General features: G+C 73.1%; 20 protein-coding genes. 11 read left to right on the forward strand and 9 right to left on the reverse strand.

The window, feature by feature from the left end; all coding sequences use genetic code 11:
* Nucleotides 1–6: 6 nt before the first annotated feature.
* The 5 genes from ACFC0G_RS20510 to ACFC0G_RS20530 form a co-directional block, all read right to left on the reverse strand.
* Nucleotides 7–660 carry a hypothetical protein gene (locus tag ACFC0G_RS20510; protein WP_376405162.1) on the reverse strand — a complete coding sequence of 218 codons (654 nt, stop codon included), beginning with the start codon at nucleotides 658–660 and terminating at the stop codon, nucleotides 7–9.
* Nucleotides 657–2,192, reverse strand: coding sequence for an ATP-binding protein (locus tag ACFC0G_RS20515; protein ID WP_376405240.1), 1,536 nt, complete (start codon nucleotides 2,190–2,192; stop codon nucleotides 657–659). Before ACFC0G_RS20515 ends, ACFC0G_RS20510 begins: the two co-directional genes overlap by 4 nt.
* A 71-nt stretch (nucleotides 2,193–2,263) precedes the next feature.
* Nucleotides 2,264–2,947 (reverse strand): response regulator, encoded by a 684-nt coding sequence (locus ACFC0G_RS20520; RefSeq protein WP_376405163.1) that lies wholly within the window; start codon nucleotides 2,945–2,947, stop codon nucleotides 2,264–2,266.
* A 56-nt stretch (nucleotides 2,948–3,003) separates the two neighbouring features.
* Nucleotides 3,004–4,662, reverse strand: a complete 1,659-nt coding sequence (gene murJ / locus ACFC0G_RS20525; protein WP_376405165.1) for a murein biosynthesis integral membrane protein MurJ — start codon at nucleotides 4,660–4,662, stop codon at nucleotides 3,004–3,006.
* The gene (locus ACFC0G_RS20530) at nucleotides 4,659–5,849 is read right to left on the reverse strand and encodes a lipid II:glycine glycyltransferase FemX (protein WP_376405167.1); all 1,191 of its coding nucleotides are present in this window, start codon (nucleotides 5,847–5,849) and stop codon (nucleotides 4,659–4,661) included. Before ACFC0G_RS20530 ends, murJ begins: the two co-directional genes overlap by 4 nt.
* Nucleotides 5,850–6,064: 215 nt before the next feature.
* Here ACFC0G_RS20530 and ACFC0G_RS20535 point away from each other — a divergent pair, with 215 nt between their 5' ends.
* Nucleotides 6,065–7,258, forward strand: a complete 1,194-nt coding sequence (locus ACFC0G_RS20535) for an Ig-like domain-containing protein (protein WP_376405169.1) — start codon at nucleotides 6,065–6,067, stop codon at nucleotides 7,256–7,258.
* 4 nt (nucleotides 7,259–7,262) lie between these two features.
* On the opposite strand, the gene ACFC0G_RS20540 is transcribed toward ACFC0G_RS20535, so the two are convergent.
* Complete coding sequence (locus ACFC0G_RS20540; protein ID WP_376405171.1) at nucleotides 7,263–7,949, reverse strand: pirin family protein; 687 nt, start codon at nucleotides 7,947–7,949, stop codon at nucleotides 7,263–7,265.
* A gap of 82 nt (nucleotides 7,950–8,031) precedes the next feature.
* On the opposite strand from ACFC0G_RS20540, the gene fasR reads away from it, so the two are divergent.
* From fasR to ACFC0G_RS20570, 6 genes are all read left to right on the forward strand, one after another.
* Complete coding sequence (gene fasR / locus ACFC0G_RS20545; RefSeq protein WP_376405173.1) at nucleotides 8,032–9,213, forward strand: fatty acid biosynthesis transcriptional regulator FasR; 1,182 nt, start codon at nucleotides 8,032–8,034, stop codon at nucleotides 9,211–9,213.
* Nucleotides 9,214–9,302: 89 nt separating this feature from the next.
* Nucleotides 9,303–10,220, forward strand: coding sequence for an ACP S-malonyltransferase (locus ACFC0G_RS20550; protein ID WP_376405175.1), 918 nt, complete (start codon nucleotides 9,303–9,305; stop codon nucleotides 10,218–10,220).
* An 18-nt stretch (nucleotides 10,221–10,238) separates the two neighbouring features.
* Nucleotides 10,239–11,270 (forward strand): ketoacyl-ACP synthase III, encoded by a 1,032-nt coding sequence (locus ACFC0G_RS20555; protein WP_376405177.1) that lies wholly within the window; start codon nucleotides 10,239–10,241, stop codon nucleotides 11,268–11,270.
* Nucleotides 11,271–11,328: 58 nt separating this feature from the next.
* Nucleotides 11,329–11,577: an acyl carrier protein gene (locus ACFC0G_RS20560; RefSeq protein ID WP_376405179.1), complete on the forward strand. Its 249-nt coding sequence runs from the start codon at nucleotides 11,329–11,331 to the stop codon at nucleotides 11,575–11,577.
* 79 nt (nucleotides 11,578–11,656) lie between these two features.
* Nucleotides 11,657–12,919 carry a beta-ketoacyl-ACP synthase II gene (gene fabF, locus ACFC0G_RS20565; protein ID WP_376405181.1) on the forward strand — a complete coding sequence of 421 codons (1,263 nt, stop codon included), beginning with the start codon at nucleotides 11,657–11,659 and terminating at the stop codon, nucleotides 12,917–12,919.
* Nucleotides 12,920–13,227: 308 nt separating this feature from the next.
* Nucleotides 13,228–15,465 carry a hypothetical protein gene (locus ACFC0G_RS20570; RefSeq protein ID WP_376405183.1) on the forward strand — a complete coding sequence of 746 codons (2,238 nt, stop codon included), beginning with the start codon at nucleotides 13,228–13,230 and terminating at the stop codon, nucleotides 15,463–15,465.
* A gap of 70 nt (nucleotides 15,466–15,535) precedes the next feature.
* Here the strand turns inward: ACFC0G_RS20570 and ACFC0G_RS20575 are convergent, their stop codons facing one another.
* Nucleotides 15,536–16,030 (reverse strand): DUF3145 domain-containing protein, encoded by a 495-nt coding sequence (locus ACFC0G_RS20575; protein WP_024761313.1) that lies wholly within the window; start codon nucleotides 16,028–16,030, stop codon nucleotides 15,536–15,538.
* A gap of 258 nt (nucleotides 16,031–16,288) precedes the next feature.
* Here ACFC0G_RS20575 and ACFC0G_RS20580 point away from each other — a divergent pair, with 258 nt between their 5' ends.
* The gene (locus ACFC0G_RS20580) at nucleotides 16,289–17,218 is read left to right on the forward strand and encodes an SGNH/GDSL hydrolase family protein (RefSeq protein WP_376405185.1); all 930 of its coding nucleotides are present in this window, start codon (nucleotides 16,289–16,291) and stop codon (nucleotides 17,216–17,218) included.
* Nucleotides 17,219–17,278: 60 nt separating this feature from the next.
* On the opposite strand, the gene ACFC0G_RS20585 is transcribed toward ACFC0G_RS20580, so the two are convergent.
* On the reverse strand, nucleotides 17,279–19,741 hold the full coding sequence (locus ACFC0G_RS20585) for a glycoside hydrolase family 3 protein (protein ID WP_376405187.1): 2,463 nt from the start codon (nucleotides 19,739–19,741) through the stop codon (nucleotides 17,279–17,281).
* A gap of 141 nt (nucleotides 19,742–19,882) precedes the next feature.
* On the opposite strand from ACFC0G_RS20585, the gene ACFC0G_RS20590 reads away from it, so the two are divergent.
* Complete coding sequence (locus ACFC0G_RS20590) at nucleotides 19,883–20,461, forward strand: TetR/AcrR family transcriptional regulator (RefSeq protein WP_376405189.1); 579 nt, start codon at nucleotides 19,883–19,885, stop codon at nucleotides 20,459–20,461.
* A gap of 172 nt (nucleotides 20,462–20,633) precedes the next feature.
* Here ACFC0G_RS20590 and ACFC0G_RS20595 read toward each other — a convergent pair whose 3' ends face one another.
* Complete coding sequence (locus ACFC0G_RS20595) at nucleotides 20,634–21,443, reverse strand: NAD(P)-dependent oxidoreductase (protein ID WP_376405191.1); 810 nt, start codon at nucleotides 21,441–21,443, stop codon at nucleotides 20,634–20,636.
* A gap of 73 nt (nucleotides 21,444–21,516) precedes the next feature.
* Here ACFC0G_RS20595 and ACFC0G_RS20600 point away from each other — a divergent pair, with 73 nt between their 5' ends.
* Both ACFC0G_RS20600 and ACFC0G_RS20605 read left to right on the forward strand, forming a co-directional pair.
* Entirely contained in the window at nucleotides 21,517–22,416 is a 900-nt protein-coding gene (locus ACFC0G_RS20600) for a LysR family transcriptional regulator (RefSeq protein ID WP_376405193.1), read from the forward strand.
* Between the two features lie 21 nt (nucleotides 22,417–22,437).
* Nucleotides 22,438–23,151 carry a carbon-nitrogen hydrolase family protein gene (locus tag ACFC0G_RS20605; protein ID WP_376405195.1) on the forward strand — a complete coding sequence of 238 codons (714 nt, stop codon included), beginning with the start codon at nucleotides 22,438–22,440 and terminating at the stop codon, nucleotides 23,149–23,151.
* The last annotated feature ends 87 nt before the right edge of the window (nucleotides 23,152–23,238 follow it).

A 23,238-nucleotide genomic window follows, 5' to 3' on the forward strand; every position in this document is an offset into this window, starting at 1 on the left:
CGGGCGCTATTCCCCGGACGCCCCCGACGCCCCGGCCGCCCCCAGCGTCTCCGCGCAGGTGGCCGGCGCCAGGAAGCCGTCGAGGCCGGCGACGGCCACCTCCGTCCGGCCTTCCGGATCGTCCGCGTAGCCGGCCGTGCACACCAGCTGGCGGACGGCCGCCGGCGGCAGGTCCGTGACCTTGAACGGGGCCCGCAGCCGCAGCAGTCGGCCGGCCTGCGAGCCGGCGGGCCTCTCCACCTGGACCTGCGGAGCGCCGACGCCGCGCGGCAGGGCGGTGGTCAGGCCCGCGGCGGCCTCGGCCCCGCTCGGCCCGGCGAGGAGCGCGGAGAGCACCTTGGTGCCGGGCATGTGCGCGCCCGGGATCTTCTGGTCGGCGCCCGTGCCGGATCCGTCGGCGTGGCCCCGGGCGTTCCCCGAGAGGTCGGCCTCGCCGGTGGAGTCAGGGCTCCCGAACCCGACGTCACGGGCCACCGGCATGGAGCGGCCGTCCGGGCCGACGAAGTACAGCACCATCCGGGACCCGGGATTCGGCGCGACGAGGACGGTCGCGGCGGCGCCCGCCTCGACGACGTCGGTCCCCTGGATGCCGCAGCCGGCCAGCGGCAGGAGCCCGGCCAGGGCCGCGAGGGCCGCGAGACCCGGCCGGCGGCGGGTCACCGGGGCATCCTCACGGTGAAGACGGCGCCGCCGCCGGGATGGTTGGCGGCCTCCACGGTGCCTCCGTGCAGTCGGACGTTCTCCAGGGTGATCGCGAGGCCGAGGCCACTGCCCGCCGAGCGCGTCCGGGCCGGGTCCGCCTTGTAGAAGCGGTCGAAGACGTGCGGCAAGACGTCCGGGTGGATGCCAGGACCCCGGTCGGCGACCTCCGTCACGAAGTGGTCCCCCTCCTCGTACACCCGGACGGTCACGGGCGCGCCGCCGTGCCGCAGGGCGTTGCCGACGAGGTTGGCGACGACGACGTCGAAGCGGCGCGGGTCGAGGCGGGCCCTGATGCCCGGGGCGAGGTCCGGGACGACGGACGCGGGGTCGGTCCAGTGCCGGTTCCGGAGGGTCATGCGGACGCAGTCGGCGGCGTCGACCTCGTCGGTGTGGAGCTCGGCGGCGCGCGCGTCGAAGCGGGAGATCTCCATCAGGTCCTCCACGAGGACGGCGAGCCGGCCGGTCTCGGCGCTGATCAGCCGGACGGCGCGGGCGGTGTCGCTGTCCAGGGTCCCGGAGTCGGCGTCCTCGTCGAGGACCTCGGTGACGGCGAGCATGCCGGCGAGCGGGGTGCGCAGCTCGTGCGAGACGTCGGAGGCGAAGCGGCGGGCGCGGGTCTCGGCACGGCGGAGTTCGGCGACGGACCGTTCGAGCTCGGCGGCGGACTCGTTGAACGTGCGGGCGAGGTCGGAGAGTTCGTCGCTGCCCTTGGCCTGGATCCGGGTGTCGAGCCGGCCGCGGCCCATGTTGTGGGCGGCGAGCCGCAGCTCGCGTACGGGGCGGAGGACGCCGCGCGCGGCGAGGAGGGCGGGGATCAGGGCGACGGCGAGGGCGGGGAGGGCTCCGTCGCGGGCGGCGGTGACCATGGCCTCGATGTTGGCCTCCTCCTCGTCGAGCTCCATGACGGCGTAGAAGACGAGGCCGGTGGGCTGCGTGGCGTCGTCGTTCGGGGAGAGGGCGTAGAAGACGGTGGGGACGGCCATCGTCAGGTACGGGATGCCGTTCTTGACGACGCGCTGGAAGCTGCCGTGCGGGGCGGCGGACGCGTTGGCCCGGGCCCGCAGCTCGGGGGTGATGACGGAGGAGGTGGGGCGGTCGGCGGAGGAGACGCGGAGAGCGCCGTACTCGGCGTAGACGCGCCAGGGGCGGGGCTTCCCTTGGCGGGCGATCAGGAGGACCTGGCTCTTCACGGTGTCGGCCTCGACGGGCAGGGAGGTGCCGAGGCCCTGGACCTGCTCGCGGAAGGCGGACATGGCGGTGTCCTGGACCTGCTCCAGGATGGCGTTGCGGGCGGCCCGGTAGGTGAGGGCGGCGGTGGTGCCGCAGCCGACGGCGGCGACGAGCAGGAACGCGAGGACGAGCCGGGTGCGCAGGCCGAAGGGGCGCGTGCGGGGGCCGCGGGCCCTCCGGCGGCGGGGGGCCGGTTCGGGTCCGGAGCCGGCGTCCGGTTCGCGCCCGGCCTCCGGATCCGGACCCACGCGGGTCTTCACGCGGGTCTTCACGCCGGTCTCCACGCCGGTCTCCACACGGGTCTTCACGCCGCCGGTCTTCACGCGGGTCTTCACAGGGGTCCGAAGCGGTAGCCGAAGCCGCGCAGCGTCTGGATGTAGCGGGGTTCGCCGGGGGTGTCCTCGATCTTGTTGCGCAGCCGGCGGACGCAGGCGTCGACCAGCCGGGCGTCGCCGTGGTAGCTGTGCTCCCAGACGTGTTCGAGGAGCTGCTGTCTGCTGAAGACCTGCTCGGGGGCGGCCGTGAGGTGGAGCAGCAGCTTCAGCTCGGAGGGGGCGAGGGCGAGCCGCTCCCCCGCCTTGGCGACGGTGAGTCCGGCCCGGTCGACGGCGAGCTCGCCGTGGAACTCGACGGCCGGGCGGCCCGCGCCGGGCTCCTCGATCCGCCGCAGAACGGCCCGTATCCGCGCCTCGATGACCTCGGTACGGGCGGGCTTGACGATGTAGTCGTCGGCGCCGGCCTCCAGGCCGATGACGACGTCGAAGTCGTCGCCGCGGGCGGTGAGCATGATGATCGGCAGCTGGCTGCTCTCCCGGACCCGGTGGCAGACCTGGACGCCGTTTAGGCCGGGCAGCATCAGGTCGAGGAGGAGCAGGTCCGGCCGGAACTCCCCGAGGGCGGCGAGCCCGGCCTCCCCGGTGGCCGCGGTCAGCACCTCGTGCCCGCGGCGGCGCAGCCCGAGTTCGACGCCCTCGCGGACGGAGGGGTCGTCTTCTATGAGGAGCACGCGGGGCATCTGTGGAGTATCCCAGGGTCGTTCGGGGCCTCCCCGGAGAGGGGGTGCCGGGTGGGTCAGGCCCGCCGCGCGAGGCCGCGGAGGCGGGTGGTGCCGGTGGTGAGGAGGGCCTGCACCTCGACGAGGCGGAGGGGGCGGGCGAGCAGGGCGAAGACGGCGAGGACGGTCAGGCCTCCGGCGAGCCCGGCGACGACGGCACCGGCCGCCGCGCCCGTCAGGTCGGCGACGAGCAGGGCGTACCCGGCGGCGGGGACGGCGGCGACGAGGAGCCGCGCGAGCGCGGAGCCCGCGCCGCCGCTCTCCCCGGAGGTGCCCGCGCCGGAGGCCCCCCGCAGCCGGCGCCCGAGGACGTACGCGGTGAGACCCCAGCCCGCCCACAGGGCGATCGAGTAGCCGGCGGCCATGCCCGCGACGGCCCAGCGGGTCGGGAGGTAGTGGTACGCGGCCAGGGAGAGCCCGGCGTTGAGGCCGGCGATCACCAGGTTGAGGAGGAACGGCGTGCGGGTGTCGCGCAGGGCGTAGAAGGCGCGGGTGCACACGTACTGGCCGGAGAGGGCGACGAGGCCGGGCGCGAAGGCGATGAGGATCCAGGACATCGCGCGGATGTCGTCGCCGTCGGTCGCCCCGTACTGGAAGACCACCGTCATCAGCGGGACGGCGAGGGCGAGGAGCGCGCAGGCCGCCGGGACGACCGCAGCCGCGCTGGTCCGCTGCGCGTAGTCGACGTCCCGGCGGACGCCCGCGAGGTCGCCGTCGGCGGCGGCGCCGCTCATCCGGGGCAGCAGCGCGGTGACGAGGGAGACGGTGATGATGCCGTGCGGGACGCTCCACAGCAGATAGGCGTTGTTGTACGCGGCGAGGCCGCCGCCGCCCGAGGTGTCGGAGCCCGAGGAGGTGGCGAGCCAGGTGGTCACCCAGTACGCGCCCTGGTTGGTGAGGACGAGCAGCACGAGCCAGCCCGCCGCGCGCAGCGGCGTGGCGAGGCCGCTGCCGCGGAAGTCGAAGCGGGGGCGCCAGCGGAAGCCGGCGGCGCGCAGCGAGGGCAGGAGGGCGAGGGCCTGGGCGGCGATGCCGGCGGTGGTGCCCCAGCCGAGGAGGGCGGTCTCGCCGGAGGTGAGCTCGCCGCCGTCGCTCACGACGAGGAAGAGGCCGAAGACGGCGACGACGACCACGTTGTTGAGGACGGGGGTCCACATCATGGCGCCGAACCGGCCCCGGGCGTTGAGGACCTGGCCGAGGAGGGTGAAGAGGCCGAGGAAGAGGATCTGCGGCAGGCAGGCCCGGGCGAAGGCGACCGTCATCTCGCGCTGCGCGCCGGTGTAGTCGGTGTACGTGTCGACGATCAGCGGCGCGGCGAACACGGCGGCGGCCGTGAGGACGGTGAGGGCGAGCGCGCAGAGGGTGAGGAGCCGGTCGGTGTAGGCGACGCCGCCGTCCTCGTGTTCCTTCGCCGCCTTGACCAGCTCGGGGACGAAGACGGCGTTGAGGGCGCCGCCGAGGAGCAGCATGTAGACGATGGTGGGGACGGAGTTGCCCACCGCGTAGCCGTCGGCGACGGCGGCCGCGCCGAGCGCGGCGGCGACGACGGAGGCCCGGACGAAGCCGGTGGCGCGGGAGACCAGCGACCCCGCGGCCATGAGGGCGCCGGAGCGGAGCGCGGAGGGGGCCTTGGCCCTCCGGCGCGTGGCGGTGAGCGTGGCTGCCGGGCTCGTCACCGGCGGGCCAGATATGCCTGGAAGGCGCGGAACAGCGCCTGGTTGGTCGTGCCCTGCATCGGAATCTCCCACTCCCCCAGCGTCTCGACGACCTGTCCGCCCGTGCCGAGCTTCCAGCGCAGGAGCCCGTGGGCGCGGTCGTCCGGATCGAGGGTGGAGGGTACCCCGCGGAGGTCGTACACCGCGGCGCCGAGGGCGTGGGCGTCGAGCATCATGCGCCACTGGAGGGCGTTGGAGGGGCGGACCTCGCGGCGGTGGTCGGCGGAGGCGCCGGTCTGGTACCAGACGCGGGCGCCGACGGTGACCATGGTGTGGGCCGCGAGTATCTCGCCCTCGTGGCGGGCGAGGTAGAGCCGCATGCGGCCGGGCTGTTCGGCGTTGAGGACGGCGTACTGGCGCTCGTAGTAGGCGAGGGAGCGGCCGAGGCGGAAGCCGTCGCGCTCCTCGGTGATGCGGAGCAGCCGGTAGAACTCGGGCAGGTCGGCGGCGGAGCCGATGGTGATCTCGACGCCGGACTTGCCGGCCTTGCGGACGTTGCGCCGCCACTCCTGGTTGAGGCCGGACCAGAGGTCGTCGGTGGAGCGGCCGGCGAGCGGGACCTGGAAGACGTGCCGGGGCTGGGCGTCGGCGCCGTCCTCGGAGTCGCCGCCGCACTTGCGCCAGCCGCGGGCCCTGAGGCGTTCGGCGACGACGGTGCCGAGCGGGTCGACCTCGTCGGCGAGGACGTCGGCGAGGCGGCGGCCTGGTCCGGTGGCGGCCTTGGCGGTGGCGGCGCTCCAGCGGCGGTAGGCGGGGCCGGGGCCCATGCGGACGGCGAAGACGCCGGAGGCGCGCAGGTGGCCGAGGAGCGGGGACAGCCAGCCGTCCAGGTCGGGGTCGGACCAGTCGGCGACGGGCCCTTCGGGGAGGTAGGCGAAGTACTTGCGGGTGCCGGGGAACTGGCGGAGCAGGACGAGGGCGACGCCGGTGAGATCACCGGACTCGGGCCCCCAGCCGACGAGTTGATGGCGCCAGCCGTCCTTGACCTCCGCCCAGGAGGGGAGTTGCAGGAAGCTGGGGCCGTCCGCGCCGGTGGAGCGGGAGGCGAGGAAGGCCCGGTACGTCTCGGGGGTCACGGGGCCGAGCCTGACCGGGCCCGCGGGGGTGCGGCGGTCGGTGGGTGCGGCCGTCACGAGCAGCGCTGACACAACGGGAGCCTCCTGGTTCCGCCCCTCGGTGGTGGGGCGCACAGCAGGCTCACAGCCGAATTCGACGGGTGCGCGCGGTGATTGTGACCGGACGATGACGGTTGCGCCGCAGCCCTTGTCACACGAGCTCCGGGCGGCCCGCGAGCGGCGTACGCGGCCTACAGTCCGGAACATCCCCCCTTCTTCCTTCCCTTCTCCTCTCGCGGAGGTCTTCCGTGCTGCCGATACGCACATCCCGTTCCGCCCGTTCCGCCCGTTCCGCCCTCGCCGCCGTCGCGCTGGGCGTCTCGCTCACCGCCTGTTCCGCCCAGGCGGCGAGCGGCCCCGGCCCGTCGGGGACGCGGGACCCTGCGTCGGCGGCGTCCCCGGCGAAGGTGACGGTCGTGGATCCGGCGGCCGGCCGGCCGGTCTCGGTGACCGCGGCGGGCGGCACGCTCGCGGTGGTGAAGGTCGCCGACGCGGAGGGCGGGGTCCTCACCGGCCGTACGGGGGCGGGCGGGACGACCTGGACGTCGGACCGCAAGGCGGCGCCGGGCACCTCGTACACGGTGGAGGTGACGTCCCGTACCGCCGACGGCAAGGAGGCGACGACCCGGTCCTCCTTCTCGACGCCGGAAGCGAAGAAGGTCAACAAGCTGACCCTGGCGCCCGGCAAGAACACGACGGTGGGCATCGGGCACCCCCTGTCGATCGTCTTCGACCTGCCGGTGACGCGGAAGGCGGACGTGGAGCGGCAGTTGAAGGTCACCACGTCGAACGCCACCGAGGGCTCCTGGGGCTGGGTGAAGGACTACTCGGGCCGCGACCGGGCGGACTGGCGGCCGCGGGAGTACTGGAAGCCGGGCACGAAGGTCACCCTCGAAGCGGACCTGAACGGCACGGACTCGGGCGGCGGCTGGTTCGTCCGGGACTACCGCACGGGCTTCACCGTCGGCGCCGCGCAGGTCGTCAAGGTCGACCTGGACCGGCAGAAGCTGACCGTGGTGCGGGACGGGCGCGCGGTGCGCACGATCCCGGTGTCCGGCGGCACCCCGGGCGGCGACAAGCGGTCCTGGCGGGGCACGGCGGTCCTGATGGCGAAGGAGGGCACCATCAACATGAACTCGGAGACGGTGGGCCTCGGCGACGCCTACGACAAGATGGTCGACTACTCGATGCGGCTGACCTGGTCGGGCATGTACGCGCACGCGGCGCCGTGGAACGCCGCGTACTTCGGCAAGGCCAACAAGAGCTCCGGCTGCATCGGCATGAGCGACGAGAACGCCGCGTCGTTCTACGGCCAGGTGAACGTCGGCGACCCCTTCGAGATCATCGGCCGCGACACCAAGGGCACGGTCGCGGAGGGCAACGGCTACGGGGCGTGGAACCTGAGCTGGGCGCAGTGGAAGGCGAAGAGCGCGCTCGCCTGAAGGCTCAGCCCAGGGCCTTGCGCCAGTCCGACATCTCCCAGATCAGGACCTCCGCATCGGTCGTGGCGGCGAGTGTGCGGCCCTCGGCGTCGGTGATCCGGGCGGCGTCGCCGGGGCCGAGCTCGTCGCCGGAGCCGAGTGCGTCGCCGTCGAGCACGACCGTGCCGCGTACGACATGGACGTACGCGAAGTCGGCGTCCGGTATGGCGGTGCGCTCGCCCGCCGCCGGTCGCAGGACGTGCAGCCGCGCGTCCGCCGCCGGCAGGTCGTACGCCCCGTCGAGCGCGCGCACCACCTCGTACGAGGGGTCCCCGCCCGGTGTCAGCGGGGCGAGCCACATCTGCACGAAGACCAGGGGCACGTCGGCGTCGTTGCGTTCGACGTGCCGGACGCCCCCGGCGGAGCCGAGCCGCTGGAGGTCGCCGGGGCGGACGACGGTGGTGTGACCGGCCGTGTCGTGGTGGGTGAGCTCGCCCTCGACGATCCAGGTGACGATCTCGGTGTGGCTGTGCGGATGCTCGTCGAAGCCCGCACCCGGCGCGAGCCGCTCCTCGTTGCAGGCGAGGAGCGCGCCGAAGCGGAGGTTGTCGGGGTCGTAGTACGGCCCGAAGGAGAGGGCGTGGCGGGTCTCGATCCCGGCCGCCGGTTCGCCCCCGGGGTACCGCTCCGCCGCCCGCTGGATGCGTGTCACGGTACGTACGGTAGTGCGGGCGGCCCGGGTGAATCCGCCCCGCCCCCGCATGTCGGCGGCCTGATAAGGCAGTCTTGTCCCCGTGCCAGAACCCACGAACGCCGCTCATCCGCACGCCGCGACCCTGAAGCGCCTCGAACAGTCCTCCGGGAGACTCGCCGCCGGCGCCATCGCCCGCATGGACGAGACGCTGCCGTGGTACCGGGCGATGCCGCCCGAGAACCGTTCGTGGATCGGTCTGGTCGCCCAGGCCGGTATCGCCGCGTTCACCGAGTGGTTCCGGCACCCCGAGACGCCGCAGGCGATCTCGACGGACGTCTTCGGCACCGCGCCCCGCGAGCTGACCCGGGCGATCACCCTGCGCCAGACCGTGGAGATGGTCCGCACGACCATCGAGGTCATGGAGTCGGCGATCGAGGAGGTCGCCGCCCCCGGCGACGAGTCCGTGCTCCGCGAGGCGCTGCTCGTCTACGCCCGGGAGATCGCCTTCGCCACCGCCCAGGTGTACGCGCAGGCCGCCGAGGCCCGGGGCGCGTGGGACGCGCGCCTCGAGTCGCTCGTGGTGAACGCGGTGCTCTCCGGCGAGGCCGACGAGGGCGCCGTCTCCCGGGCCGCCGCCCTCGGCTGGAACTCGCCGGACCACGTCTGCGTGATCCTCGGGACCGCCCCCGACGGGGACAGCGAGCTGACCGTGGAGGCGATCCGGCGGGCCGCCCGGCACGCCAAGCTCCAAGTCCTCACCGGCGTCCTCGGCGACCGGCTCGTCGTCATCGCCGGCGGCAGCGACAACCCCCTCGCCGTGGCGAAGTCGCTGATCGGCCCGTACGCGCCGGGTGCGGTCGTGGCCGGTCCCGTCGTCCCCGACCTGCTGGCCGCGACCCGCTCCGCGCAGGCCGCGGCGGCCGGCCTCAAGGCCTGCACCGCCTGGCAGGACGCGCCCCGCCCGGTCCTGGCGGACGATCTCCTCCCGGAGCGCGCCATCGCCTCCGACCCTTCGGCCCGCGACCAGCTGGTGGAGGAGATCTACAGACCGCTGGAGGAGGCGGGCTCGGCGCTCCTGGAGACGCTGAGCGTCTACCTGGAGCAGGCGAGCAGTCTCGAAGGCGCGGCGCGGATGCTGTTCGTGCACCCCAACACCGTGCGCTACCGGCTTCGACGTGTGACCGACGTCACCGGTTGGTCACCCTCCGATGTCCGCTCCGCGTTCACGCTGCGGATCGCGCTCATTCTCGGACGCTTGGCCGACGGAGATACCCAGTCCTAGACTTTTGTCGAAGACCAACAATTCCCCCGACGGTTCTTCGTCCTTGTCCTCACGGGCGCTGGGAGCCGTCCCCAAGAGAGAGTGTGAGGGTGCTCGTACTCGTCGCTCCCGGCCAAGGCGCTCAGACGCCCGGCTTCCTGACTCCCTGGCTCGAACTCCCCGGTGCCGCCGACCGCATCGCGGCGTGGTCCGAGGCCATCGGGCTCGACCTCGTCCACTACGGCACGAAGGCCGACGCGGACGAGATCCGTGACACCGCCGTGGCGCAGCCGCTGCTTGTCGCCGCCGGCCTGCTCTCGGCCGCGGCCCTCGGTGACGTGTCGCCCGGCGCCGTCGCCGGTCACAGTGTCGGCGAGTTCACCGCCGCCGCGTTCGCGGGTGTCCTCGACGACACCGCCGCGCTGCGCCTCGTCCGTACCCGCGGTCTCGCGATGGCCGAGGCCGCCGCGGTCACCGCGACCGGCATGTCGGCGCTGCTCGGCGGCGACCCCGAGGTGACCGTCCCGCACCTGGAGAAGCTCGGCCTGACCGCGGCCAACGTGAACGGCGCCGGCCAGATCGTGGCCGCCGGCACGCTGGAGCAGCTGGCCGCCCTGGACGCGGACAAGCCGGAGGGCGTGCGCCGTGTCGTCGCGCTGAAGGTCGCCGGCGCGTTCCACACGCACCACATGGCGCCCGCCGTCGCGAAGCTGGAGGAGGCGGCCGCCGCGCTGTCCCCGGCGGACCCGACCGTGACGTACGTCTCCAACAAGGACGGGCGGACCGTCGCCACCGGCGCCGAGGTCCTCGCGCGTCTGGTCGGCCAGGTCGCCAACCCGGTCCGCTGGGACCTGTGCATGGAGACCTTCCAGGAGCTCGGCGCGACCGCCCTGATCGAGGTGTGCCCGGGCGGCACCCTCACCGGCATCGCCAAGCGCGCGCTGCCGGGTGTGGCCACCGTCGCCCTCAAGACCCCCGACGACCTCGACGCGGCCCGTACGCTCATCGCCGAGCACGCGGCCGTCTGAGAAGGAGTGTCGAGAAGCATGTCGAAGATCAAGCCCAGCAAGGGCGCCCCGTACGCGCGGATCCTGGGTGTCGGCGGCTACCGCCCGACCCGGGTCGTGCCGAACGAGGTGATCCTCGAGAAGATCGACTCGTCCGACGAGTGGATCCGCTCGCGCTCCGGCATCTCCACCCGTCACTGGGCTTCCCCGGAGGAGACCGTCACCGCCATGTCGGTGGAGGCCTCCGGCAAGGCCATCGCGGACGCCGGGATCACCCCGGAGCAGATCGGTGCCGTGATCGTCTCCACGGTGTCGCACTTCAAGCAGACCCCGGCCGTGGCCACCGAGATCGCCGACAAGATCGGCTCCGGGAACCCCGCCGCGTTCGACATCTCCGCCGGCTGCGCGGGCTTCGGCTACGGCCTGACCCTCGCCAAGGGCATGATCGTCGAGGGCTCTGCGGAGTACGTCCTCGTGATCGGCGTCGAGCGGCTCAGCGACCTGACGGATCTGGAGGACCGCGCGACGGCCTTCCTGTTCGGCGACGGCGCCGGTGCCGTGATCGTCGGCCCCTCGGACGAGCCGCACATCGGCCCGACCGTCTGGGGTTCCGAGGGCGACAAGTCCGAGACGATCAAGCAGACCGTGCCGTGGAACGAGTTCCACGTCGGCGACGTCTCGAAGCTGCCGCTCAACGAGGCCGGCGAGATCAAGTTCCCCGCCATCACGCAGGAGGGCCAGGCGGTCTTCCGCTGGGCCGTCTTCGAGATGGCGAAGGTCGCCCAGCAGGCGCTGGACGCCGCCGGCATCACGGCGGACGACCTGGACGTCTTCATCCCGCACCAGGCGAACATGCGGATCATCGACTCGATGGTGAAGACTCTGAAGCTGCCGGAGCACGTCACGATCGCCCGTGACGTGGAAACCACCGGCAACACCTCGGCCGCCTCGATTCCGCTCGCGATGGAGCGGCTCCTGGCGACCGGGAAGGCGAAGAGCGGCGACACCGCGCTCGTCATCGGCTTCGGGGCGGGTCTCGTCTACGCCGCGACGGTCGTTACCCTCCCCTAGGCACCCGGATCCTTCCGGAAGCCCTTTTTACCGAAGCAATCACAGAAGGAGCGCCACCATGGCCTTCACCCAGGAGCAGGTCGTCGAGGGTCTCGCCGAGATCGTCAACGAGATCGCCGGCATCCCGACCGAGGACGTCCAGCTGGACAAGTCCTTCACCGACGACCTGGACGTCGACTCCCTGTCCATGGTCGAGGTCGTCGTCGCCGCCGAAGAGCGCTTCGAGGTCAAGATCCCGGACGAGGACGTCAAGAACCTCAAGACGGTCGGCGACGCTGCCGACTACATCCTGAAGCACCAGGCCTGATTCGGCCCCTGCTGACTCGGTCCGCCACCCGGCGGTGGCGCCGTATTCCGACCATCACACACATGGAGAACGAATTCCTGTGAGCTCGACCAATCGCACCGTGGTCGTTACCGGTATCGGCGCAACCACACCGCTGGGTGGCGACTCCGCGTCGACCTGGGAAGGTCTTCTCGCTGGTCGCTCCGGCGTCAAGCCCCTTGAGGGCGAGCGCTTCGCGGAGCTGCCCGTGCAGATCGCCGCGACCGCCGCCGTCGACCCCGGTGACGTCCTGCCCCGCCCGCTCGCCCGCAAGCTGGACCGCTCGGCGCAGTTCGCGCTGATCGCGGCCCGTGAGGCCTGGGCCGACGCGGGCTACACCGCCCCCGCCGGCGAGGACGAGAAGATCGTGCCCGAGCGGCTCGGTTCCGTCATCGCCTCCGGCATCGGCGGTGTCACCACGCTGCTCGACCAGTACGACGTGCTGAAGGAGAAGGGCGTTCGCCGCGTCTCCCCGCACACCGTGCCCATGCTCATGCCGAACAGCCCCTCCGCCAACGTGGGTCTGGAGGTGAACGCCCGGGCGGGCGTCCACACCCCGGTCTCCGCGTGCGCGTCGGGCGCCGAGGCGATCGGCTACGCCGTCGAGATGATCCGTACCGGCCGGGCCGACGTGGTCGTGGCCGGCGGTACCGAGGCCGCGATCCACCCGCTGCCGATCGCCGCCTTCGCCAACATGATGGCGATGTCCAAGAACAACGCGGAGCCGACGAAGGCCTCGCGTCCGTACGACACCGGCCGGGACGGCTTCGTCCTCGGCGAGGGTGCGGGCGTCGTGATCCTGGAGTCCGAGGAGCACGCGAAGGCGCGCGGCGCGCGCATCTACTGCGAGGTCCTCGGCCAGGGCCTGTCGGCCGACAGCCACCACATCGCGCAGCCCGAGCCGACCGGCCGGGGCATCGCCGCCGCGATGCAGAACCTGCTCGACTCGACGGACCTCAAGCCGTCCGAGGTCGTCCACCTCAACGCGCACGCCACGTCGACGCCGCAGGGCGACGTCGCCGAGATCAAGGCGCTGCGGAAGGTCCTGGGCGACGACCTCGACCACGTCGCGATCTCCGCGACCAAGTCGATGACCGGTCACCTCCTGGGCGGCGCGGGCGGCATCGAGACCGTCGCGACGGTCCTGGCGCTCCACAACCGTCTGGCCCCGCCGACGATCAACATCGACGACCTGGACCCCGAGGTCGACGCGGACATCGTCCGCGGCGAGCCCCGCGAGCTCCCCCAGGGCACGATCGCCGCGATCAACAACAGCTTCGGCTTCGGCGGCCACAACGTGGTCCTGGCGTTCCGCACGGTCTGATCCCCGTCCGGCACCCGTCCGACGCCGAGGAGGCCCACCCCGAGCACGGGGTGGGCCTCCTTCGTTTTCCCGACACAGCGGGCATCCTTCATATTCTCGTACGAAAGGTATGAACGGGTGCGCGTGTCCCACCCGAACGAGGGATCACCCCGTGTGATGCTGACGCCCGTGCCGCCGCCGGGACCGCTCCTGGTGGCGGCCCTGTGCGGTCGGCGACAGGCGCCGACCGGGAACTCCGCCCGCGAGAGGCGTCACACATGATCCGTCGTCACCAGCTGCGTGGGCGGCCGGGAAGAATCCTGCTCCCCGTGGTGGGCACCTTCACGGTGGCCGCCCTGGCCCTGGGATCGCCACCAGCGGCGAACGCCTTCCAGACAGCCCCGCGCGGGGCCGGGTCCCAGCGGCCGATCGGCCCGGACCCGGTGGTCACCCTGCTCACGCACGGCAACCTGACGATGGCCTCCAACTCGGTGCTGACCTGCGACGACAGCGACGGCACCGTCTGCTCCGACACCGAGGGCTCGAACAACGGCCGGACCATGTTCGTGAAGTCCGACCCCGACGCCCCGGGCCCCAACGCCTCCTCCGCGCGACTGGAGCTGCCGGCGGGCGCCACCGTGCTTTCCGCGCGGCTCTACTGGCAGTTCAACCCCACCGGTACGAGCACCAACGGCACCTCCGGCGACCTCGCCAAGGGCGACCGGGTGTCCTGGAAGGTCCCCGGGTCGAGCGACTACCAGCAGGTCACCGCGGACACCTACGACTACTTCGACCAGAAGGTCGGCGGTACGCCACCGGAGCCGTTGATGGCCGCCGGCGCCGTCAAGGACGTCACCGCCGAGGTCAAGGCGGCGGGAGCGGGGACGTACACCGTCTCCGACATCCAGGCCTGCAGCGGACGCTCCTCCGCCCAGAACCACGGCGGCAACAACGTGGGCTGCTGGGGCGGCTGGTCACTGGTCGTCGCCTACGAGGACCCCGCGCAGCCCCTGCGCTACCTCCAGGTCTGGGACGGCTACCAGCTGCTGCGCGACCCCGACAACCTCGCCACCCTCACCCTGGCCGGCATCCGCACACCGGCCGGCGGCCCGGCGGCGGCCACGATGGGCGTCACCGTCGGGGACGGCGACGCGCCGATCGCCGGCGACCAGGCCCTGGTCGGCTCCGAGGCAGGCAACCTCACCGAGCTGCTGATGCCCGGCCCGACCGGAGTCGCCACCGACAACGCCTTCACCAGCCGCATCGACAACGTCGCCACCGACGGCACCGGCGCCAACATCACCACCCGCACCCCGGCCCCCGTCAACAACTACGGCTACGACGCCCGCATCCTCGACGTGACCGGCAAGATCCCCGCCGGCAGCACTCAGGCCCTGCTCCGGATCAACGGCGCGGGCGACGCGCTGGAACCCCAGGCCGTCTGGCTGGCCCTGGCGGCCCACGAGCCGGACCTGCAGCTCACCAAGGCCAACGACCCGCCCGGCAGCACCACCGACAGCCCGCCCGGACTGGTCGGCCCCGGCGACACCATCACCTACACGTTCACCCTCACCAACAAGCACGCCGACGGCACCACCGACGACCTGGACACGGCCACGGACGTCACCCTCACCGACGAGCTTCCCGCCGGCACCACGTACGTCGACGGCTCCAACCCGGACTGCGCCGTGGAGGGAACCACCGTCACCTGCACCTCCGCCGACCTGGCACCCGGCGCGTCCCGCACCGTCGCGTTCAAGGCGAAGGTCGCGGCCGACACCGCCCCGGGCACGAAGCTGGACGACACCGCCACGGTCGCCTTCCAGGGCAAGCAGACGGGCCGCGACCAGGAGCGCACCAGCAACACCGTGCGCAACACGGTGTCCTCCAAGCCCGCCTACCTCGTCGAGAAGACCGTCGACCGCACCAGCGCCGCCCCCGGCGACAAGGTCGCCTACACCGTCGACATCACCAACAGCGGCAACACCCCGCTCGACGCGCTGACCGTCACCGACGACCTCGGCGAGGTCCTGGACGACGCGACCTACGACGACGACGCCACCGCCACCAGCGGCACCACGGACTACACGGCCCCGAAGCTCAGCTGGACCGGTGACCTGGGGGTCGGCGAGAGCGCCCGGCTGACCTACACCGTCACGGTCAGGAAGCCGGCCGCCGGAGACAAGAAGCTGACCAACACCGTGGTGGGCGACCTGCCCGGCGGCAACTGCCCGGCCGACGGCAGCGACCCGGACTGCACCACCACGACCGACGTCGTCGTACCCCCGACACCCACGCCGACGCCGACGCCCACACCCACACCCACGCCGACGCCGACGCCGACGCCTACATCCACTTCCACACCCACTCCCACGCCTGAGCCGAGCACGAGCACGAGCACCGGCCCGGTTCCGACGGAGAGCGGCGCTCCGGGGCCCGGCCCCGACCAGCTCCCCGACACCGGCTCGCTCGCCGGACCGGCCGCCGTCGCCGCCACGATCGCCGTCGTCCTCGGTGGCGTCCTGGCCTTCACCGCCCGACGCCGAAGCCGGGGCCGTCACTCCTGACCCCTGGACGCGCCGACGGCCTCACCCACCAGGGTGAGGCCGTCCGGCCGTACGGGGAGGGAACGGACCGTCAGACGACCTGGTGCAGCCAGCGGACCGGGGCGCCCTCGCCCGCGTACCGGAAGGGCTCCAGTTCGTCGTCCCAGGGCTTCCCGAGGAGTTTGGCCACCTCGGCCTCCAGCTGCGTCTCGCCCTGGAGGGAGCGCGCCAGGGCGGCCCTCAGCCGGTCCTCGGGGATGAGGATGTCCCCGTGCATGCCGGTGACGGCGTGGAAGATGCCCAGTTCGGGCGTGGCGCTGTAGCGCTCGCCCTCGGCGGTGGGGCAGGGTTCCGCGGTCACCTCGAAGCGGAGCATCTGCCAGCCGCGCAGCGCGGAGGCGAGTTTGGAGGCGGTGCCGGTCTGCCCCTTCCAGGAGAACTCGGCTCTCCAGGTGCCGGGGGACGCCGGCTGGCGGATCCAGTCGAGCTGGACCCTCGCGCCGAGGACACCCGCGACCGCCCATTCGACGTGCGGGCACAGCGCGCGCGGTGCGGAGTGTACGTACAGGACTCCACGTGTCGTCACCGGGACCTCCAGTGTGGGACGAGGTTCGCCTTCCCAGCGGCCTCAGTTAACAGCATCCGGAGCAAATCCTCACAAACCCTCAAAAAGGGGACAGCATGTGACGTGAGGTAATTTACCGGAGCCCGTCGGCGAAGGCGCCTCTGGTTCGACGGGGGAAAAGCTACCGTGCCGCACCGTCATCGGTGTGACGTACGGTCGGTCCGGGGGCCGGTGAACACGAACCTTTCACCCGCCAGGACGCCGAAGGAGGGGCCGAGGATGCGCGGCCGACGCAGATTCCCTACCGCTGCCCGCACTACCGCCCGTACCGCTGTCGCCTCCGGCGCGGCGGCGCTGCTGTGCGTGGGCGTGCTCTCCGGCTGTACGGCCGGGGGGTCGGAGACCGAGGCGGCGAGACGGACGCCGACGACCGCACCCACTCCCTCGCCCACACCGACTCCGACGTCCTTGTGGGACGTCTCCCCCGGCTCGCTCGCGGCCGTCGGCGATTCCGTCACCCGCGCCTTCGACGCCTGCGCGGTCCTGGCCGACTGCCCCGAGGCGTCCTGGGCGACCGGGACGGACGCGGCCGTCAACAGCCTGGCGCTGCGGCTGCTCGGCCCGGAGAAGGCCGCCACCCGCAGCTGGAACCTGGCGCGGACGGGTGCGCGGATGGCGGAGCTGCCGGAGCAGATGGCGGGGGCGGCGGCCGAGAAGCCGGAGCTCGTGACGGTGATGATGGGCGCCAACGACGCCTGCCGGCCCACGCCGGAACTCATGACGCCGGTCGCCGACTTCCGCTTCTCCTTCGAGACGGCGCTGGCCCGGCTGCGGGCGGGCGCGCCGAAGGCGCAGGTGTACGTGTCGAGCGTGCCGGACCTGAAGCACCTGTGGGCGACGGGGCGGCTCAACCCGGCGGGTCTGCAGGTGTGGAAGCTGGGGATCTGCGGCTCGATGCTCGCGGACGCGGAGGACCTGGGTCCGGCGGCGGAGCGGCGGCGGACGGCGGTGCGGGAGCGGGTGGTGGCGTACAACGAGGTCCTGGAGGAGGTCTGCGCCGAGGACGAGCGCTGCCGGTACGACGGCGGCGCGGTCTTCGGCTTCCGCTTCGGCGACGGGCAGTTGAGCCCGTGGGACTGGTTCCATCCGAGCCGGGACGGTCAGGCGCGGCTCGCGGAGCTCGCGTACCGGCGGATCACGAAGGAGTGAGGAACCCCGGGACGGTTGTCAGGTGCCGTCCCGGGGCCCGGTCATGGGGGGATCCGGTGGTCAGATCTCCAGGGTGGTGGTCAGGCGGGCGTCCGTGAGGGAGTGGGCCGCCAGGACCTCGTAGGCGCCGGTGACGAAGGCCCAGTCGTTCTTCTCCTCGTCCCAGATCTCGAAGGCGCGGCGGGGCAGCGCGATCTCGGTCTCGACGGTCTCGCCGGGCGCGGCCTCGACGTTCGCGAAGCCGGCCAGCCAGCGCGCCGGGCGGTCGACGACGTCCGCCCCGGGGGCCAGGTAGATCTGGACGATCTCGCGGCCGGTGCGGTCGCCGGTGTTGGTGAGCCGGACGGTGACCGCATCGGGTCCCGCGGTGAGGGAGTCGTACGACCAGGTGGTGTAGCCGAGGCCGTGGCCGAAGGGGTACGCGGGGACGGCGCCGGCCTTGTCCCAGGCGCGGTAGCCGATGAAGACGCCCTCGGTGTAGTCGAGTACGCCCTCGGTGGGGGTGACCTCGGTGACGGGGACGTCGGCGAGGGCGGCGGGCCAGGTGGTGGGGAGGCGGCCGCCGGGCTCCTCGGCGCCGGTGAGGACGTCGGCGAGGGCGTCGCCGCCTTCCTGGCCGGGGAACCAGCTGAGGAGGATCGCGGCCACGTCCTCGCGCCACGGCATCTCGACCGGGGAGCCGGCGTTGACCACGACGACGGTGTTCGGGTTGGCGGCGGCGACGGCGCGGACGAGCTCGTCCTGGCGGCCGGGGAGGGCGAGGTCCTTGCGGTCGAAGCCCTCGGACTCGACGCGCTCGGTGGTGGCGACGACCACGACGGCGGTGTCTGCGGTGCGGGCGGCCTCGACGGCTTCGGCGATCAGTTCGTCGGGGTCACGGCGCGGACCGAGGTGGACGAAGGAGAACATGACGGCCGGCAGCGGCGCCTCGAACTCCTTGTTCAGGGTGTGGCGCAGGGAGACCTCGACGGTCTCGCCGGCGGTGAGGGTGACCTTGGCGCGTTCGACCGGGGAGCCGAAGAAGGCTTCGAAGGGGTCGCTCTCGGCGCCCATCGCCTGGACGCCGTCGAAGACGGTGACGCCGCCGACGGAGAGGACGAAGGCGCCGAGGCCGCGGGTGCCGAAGGAGTGCTCGCCGGACTCGCGCGGGGTGAAGGTGCCGAGTACCTCGATGGAGGCGAGGGCCTCGTGGGTGACGCCGGCGGGCAGGTCGTCGCCGATCCACTGGACCTGGCCGTTGGGCAGGGAGCCCTCGCCGAGGACGCGGCCCTCGGCGTCGCGGCAGCGGGCGCGGAGGGTGAAGCCCAGGTCGGCGGGGGTGAGTTCGTCGCTCGGGTCGGCGCCGACGGTGAAGGTGAGCGCGCCGTCGGGCAGGGCGGCGGTGAGGCCGGCGAGCGGGGAGACGATGTGCTCGGGGAAGACCTGGGCGGAGCCGCCGCCGAGGACGCGGGCGTCGCGGGCGGCGGCGCCGGAGAGGGCGACCGTGCCGTTCTTCAGGGGCAGCGCGGCGTTCTCGTTGCGGACGAGGACGAAGCCGCGGCGGGCGATCTCGCGGGCGAGGGCGTCGCCGTCGATGGCGGCCGGGAGTTCGGTGACGGCCGCCGGGGCGCCTTCGAGGGCGCCGACGCGGGCGGCGAGCCGCAGGACGTTGCGTACGGCCGCGTCGACGGTGGACTCCTCGACCTCGCCGGCGCGGACGGCGGCGGCGAGGGCCTCGCCGTAGACGGTGACGGGGCCGGGCATGGCGACGTCGAGGCCGCCCTCGATGTCGCCGGTGGTGGAGCGGGCGGCCATCCAGTCGGAGACGTTGTAGCCGTCGAAGCCCCACTCGCCCCGCAGGACCTCGTTGACGAGGTAGCGGTGCTCGGTCATCGTCACGCCGTTGACCTGGTTGTAGGCGGTCATGATGCCCCAGGGGTGGGCGTTCTTGACGATGGCCTCGAAGGGCGCGAGGTAGAGCTCGCGGAGGGGGCGCGCGGCGATCTTGTTGTCGACGGTGAAGCGGTCGGTCTCGGCGTCGTTGGCGACGAAGTGCTTGACGGTGGTGCCGACGCCGCCGTCCTGGACGCCCTGGACGTAGCCGGTGCCGATCTCGCCCGTGAGGTACGGGTCCTCGCTGTACGCCTCGAAGTGGCGGCCGCCGAGCGGCGTGCGGTGCAGGTTGACGGTGGGGGCGAGGAGGACGTGGACGCCCTTGCGGCGGGCCTCCTGCGCGAGGAGCCGGCCGGCGCGGCGGGCGAGCGCGGGGTCCCAGGCGGCGGCGAGCGCGGTCGGGGACGGCAGGGCGACGGACGGGTCGTCGGCGGTCCAGCGGACGCCGCGGACGCCGATGGGGCCGTCGGACATGACCAGGGAGCTCAGCCCGATCTCCGGCAGCGCGGGCAGGGACCACATGTCCTGGCCGCCGAGCAGCCGGGTCTTGGTGTCCAGGTCGAGCTTGGCGAGCGCCGCCTCGACGGCGGCCTCCCTGGTGATCTCCGCGCCGGTGGTGTCCGCGCTGGTGCCCGTGGTCGTCGCCGCCATGGCCGTACCTCCTCATTGACGTACCCCGATGGCCCCATCGTGCACCCACTTACCTGTAGATCGGTAGGTGACGTTATCATTCCGTTATATTCGGCGAGGCGGTACGGTCTCGGCAGGACGTCAGGAGAGGGGGCCGCGGCGATGGTGCGGGCCAGGAGCGAGGAGCGGCGTGCGGAGATCCTGCGGGCCACCCTCGAAGTGATCGCCGAGCGCGGCTACCGGGGCGCCACCCTCGGCTCCGTCGCCGAGCGCGTCGGGCTGACCCAACAGGGGCTGCTGCACTACTTCCCGACGAAGGAGGCCCTGCTCATCGCGGTCCTGGAGGAGCGCGACCGCTGGGACACCAGCGGCGGCAGGGACCGCGAGAACTGGCGGCTCGACCTCATGGAGTCCCTCGTCGAGTACAACGCGATGCGGCCGGGGATCGTGCAGACCTTCTCCGCCCTGCTCGGCGAGAGCGTCACGGACGGACACCCGGCGCGGGAGTTCTTCACCGAGCGGTACGGGCAGGTGCGGGCGAGCATGGCGGACGTGCTGCGCCTGGAGTTCGGCGACCGGCTGCCGAGCGGGCTCACCCCCGAGCAGGCGGCGCCACTCCTGACGGCCGTCGTGGACGGTCTCCAGTACCAGTGGCTCCTCGACCCGGCGGCGGTGGACATGCCGGCCGCCTTCCACGACTTCCTGCGGCTGCTGCGCGGGGACGAGGGCCCGAAGAGCTAGGCCGTGTCCGGAAAGTCCCGCCTGAGCCGCGACGCCTGGCACGCACGCTCGCCGCGTTGCCGAAATGCCCACGTAGCTCCGCTACGAGGGCATCCCGGCGCCTTGCGATCGCACGCACCAGACGCCGCGGCTCCTGCCCTCCGGGCAGACGGCGCTACTTTCCGGACACGACCTAGCGGGCGACCGCCGCCAGGTCCTCGCCGAGCCGGGCCGGGTCCCCGGTCAGGGTCGCGTGGACGGCCTCCAGGACGGGGAGCTTCGCCGTCGCCGTGGCCAGGGCGACGTCCTTCGCGGCGAGCGCGACCGGGAAGTGCACGCCGGTGGCGGTGGCCCTGCCGACGGCTCCGGCGAGCGGGCCCTCGGCGAGGGTGCGCAGCGCGAGTTCGCGGGGCAGGCCGAGGGTGCCGGCGAGCGCGAGGGCCTCGCCGATCAGGGCGACGCCGCCGATCACGGCGTTGATGAGGACCAGTTTGAGCGCGGCGCCCGTGCCGGGGCCGCCGCACGGCGTGGTCTCGCCGAGCCGGTCGAGGACGGCGGCGACGGGCGTGGTGTCGCCGCCCGCGAGGATGATCAGCTCCCCGGCGGCCGCCCGGTCCACGCTGCCCATGACGGGCGCGTCGATCAGGGTGACCCCGTCGGGGAGCCGGGCGGCGAGCGCGCGGACGGTGTCCGGGCCGACGGTCGAGGTGTCGATCCAGTGGGTGCCGGGGCGCAGCGCCGGGATCAGCTCGTCGGCGACGGCAAGCGCGGCGGCCGGGTCGGCGAGCATCGTGACGACGACGTCGGCGTCGCGGACGGCCTCGGCGGGGCTCGCGGCGCGGACGGCCCCGTCGGCGACGAGGGAGTCCGCCTTGGCGGCCGTGCGGTTCCAGACGGTCAGCGGGTGACCGGCGTCGAGGAGGCGGCGGGCCATCGGGAGGCCCATGGAGCCGAGGCCGAGGAAGGCGATCTTCTGCGTCGTGTTGCCCGTGTCGTTGTCCATGCCGTCGACGCTAGGGCGGGCCGAGTCATGCGACAAGCGAATGTCTCGCATGGTCCCCATGCAGAATGGACATGTGAACGGTCATGTCCTGTACGAGGTCTTCCTCGCCGTCGCCCGCGAGGGTTCCTTCACCGCCGCCGCCCGCGTCCTCGGCTACACCCAGTCCGCCGTCTCCCGTCAGGTCCAGTCCCTGGAGGACGAGACGGGCGCGGCGCTCTTCGAGCGGCTGCCGCGCGGGGTGCGGCTGACCGAGGCGGGGCGGGTGCTGCTGCCGCACGCCGAGGCCGTGCGGGACCGGCTGGTCGCGGCCCGGGCCGAACTGGAGGCGCTGCGCACCCTGGAGGGCGGGCTGCTCCGGCTCGGTTCGTTCTCCAGCGCCAACGCGGCGCTCGTCCCCCGCGCGCAGGCGGCGTTCCGGGCCCGGCATCCGGGCGTGGCCGTCGCCCGTACCGAGGGCCCTTCGGTGAAGCATCTGGCGCTGCTCGCCGCCGGCGAGCAGGACCTGGCGGTGGTCAGCCCGGCCCTCGGCACTCCCCCGCCGGAGGGCGTGACGCTCCATCACCTTCTCGACGAGCCGATGCTGGTGGCCCTGGAGCCGGGGCATCCGCACGCGGGGCGGCGGGCGGTGCGGCTCGCGGAGCTCGCCGACGAGGAGTGGATCGTCGGTGCCGAGCGCCTGGAGGACACCCTCTTCCGGCCGGCCGTCGCCGCCGGGTTCCGGCCGCGCACCGGGCTGCTGGCCCACGACTGGATCGCCAAGCTCGGGGCGGTCGCCGCCGGTCTGGGCATCACCCTCGTACCGGCGCTCGCGGCGGCGGCCGTACGGCGGGACGTCACGCTCGTCACGATCCACCCGGACGACGTCCCGTACCGCCGGATCTGCGCCGCGACCCCGCCCACCCCGACCGTGGCGGCGGCCGCCTTCCTGGAGCAGCTGCGGGAGACGGCGGAGGCGCTGCGGGACACCCCCTAGGGGTGCGGGATGATGGCGGTCATGATCGTCGCAGCCACGCAGTTCGCCCCGGTCGCCGGGGACATCGACGCCAACGTCCGTACGATCGCGGGGCTCGTCCGGGCCGCCGGGGCCGAGGGGGCCCGGGTGGTCGTCTTCGCCGAGCTCTGCCTGACCGGGTACGAGCCGTCCCTGATCCGGGACACCCCCGGTCTCGTCCTCACCGAGGACGACCCGCGTCTCGCACCCGTACGGGAGGCCTGCCGGGAGGTCGCGGCGGCGGCCGTGGTCAACGGTCCCGTGCGGACGGCCGACGGGCGGACCGGGGTCACCTCGCTGGTCATCGGGCCCGACGGCACGCTCCTCACCCGCTACGACAAGCAGCATCTGTACGGGGTCGAGGAGGAGGTCTTCGCGCCGGGCGCCGCCGACGGGCGGTTCGCGCTGGACGGGGTCCGGTTCGCGACGGCCACCTGCTACGACAACCGTTTCCCGGCGCTGGCCGAGCGGGCCGTGGCCGACGACTGCACGGTGTATCTGGCGAGTTCGGTGCTCTCCGCCGACAACGACTCGTTCGAGAAGGTGTATCCGGTACGGGCCCGGGACTTCGGCCTGTACGTGGTCCTCGGCAACGTCCTCGGCGCCAACGAGGACGGGGTGGGCGTTGGCCGGGCCGGGGCCTGGGGCCCGGACGGGGAGCGGCTCGCCGACGCGGGGACGGACACGGCGGGGTTCGTGCTCGCCGAGGTCGGCTGAGGACGTTCGCAGCTGAACGCGCCGGAGCCGGGCGGTCGTGGGACATACGACCGCCCGGCTCCGGTGGACCGTCACGGGACCCCCGGC

The sequence above is a fragment of the Streptomyces sp. NPDC056169 genome, assembly GCF_042268445.1.
In the GTDB taxonomy this organism is placed as follows: Bacteria; Actinomycetota; Actinomycetes; order Streptomycetales; family Streptomycetaceae; genus Streptomyces.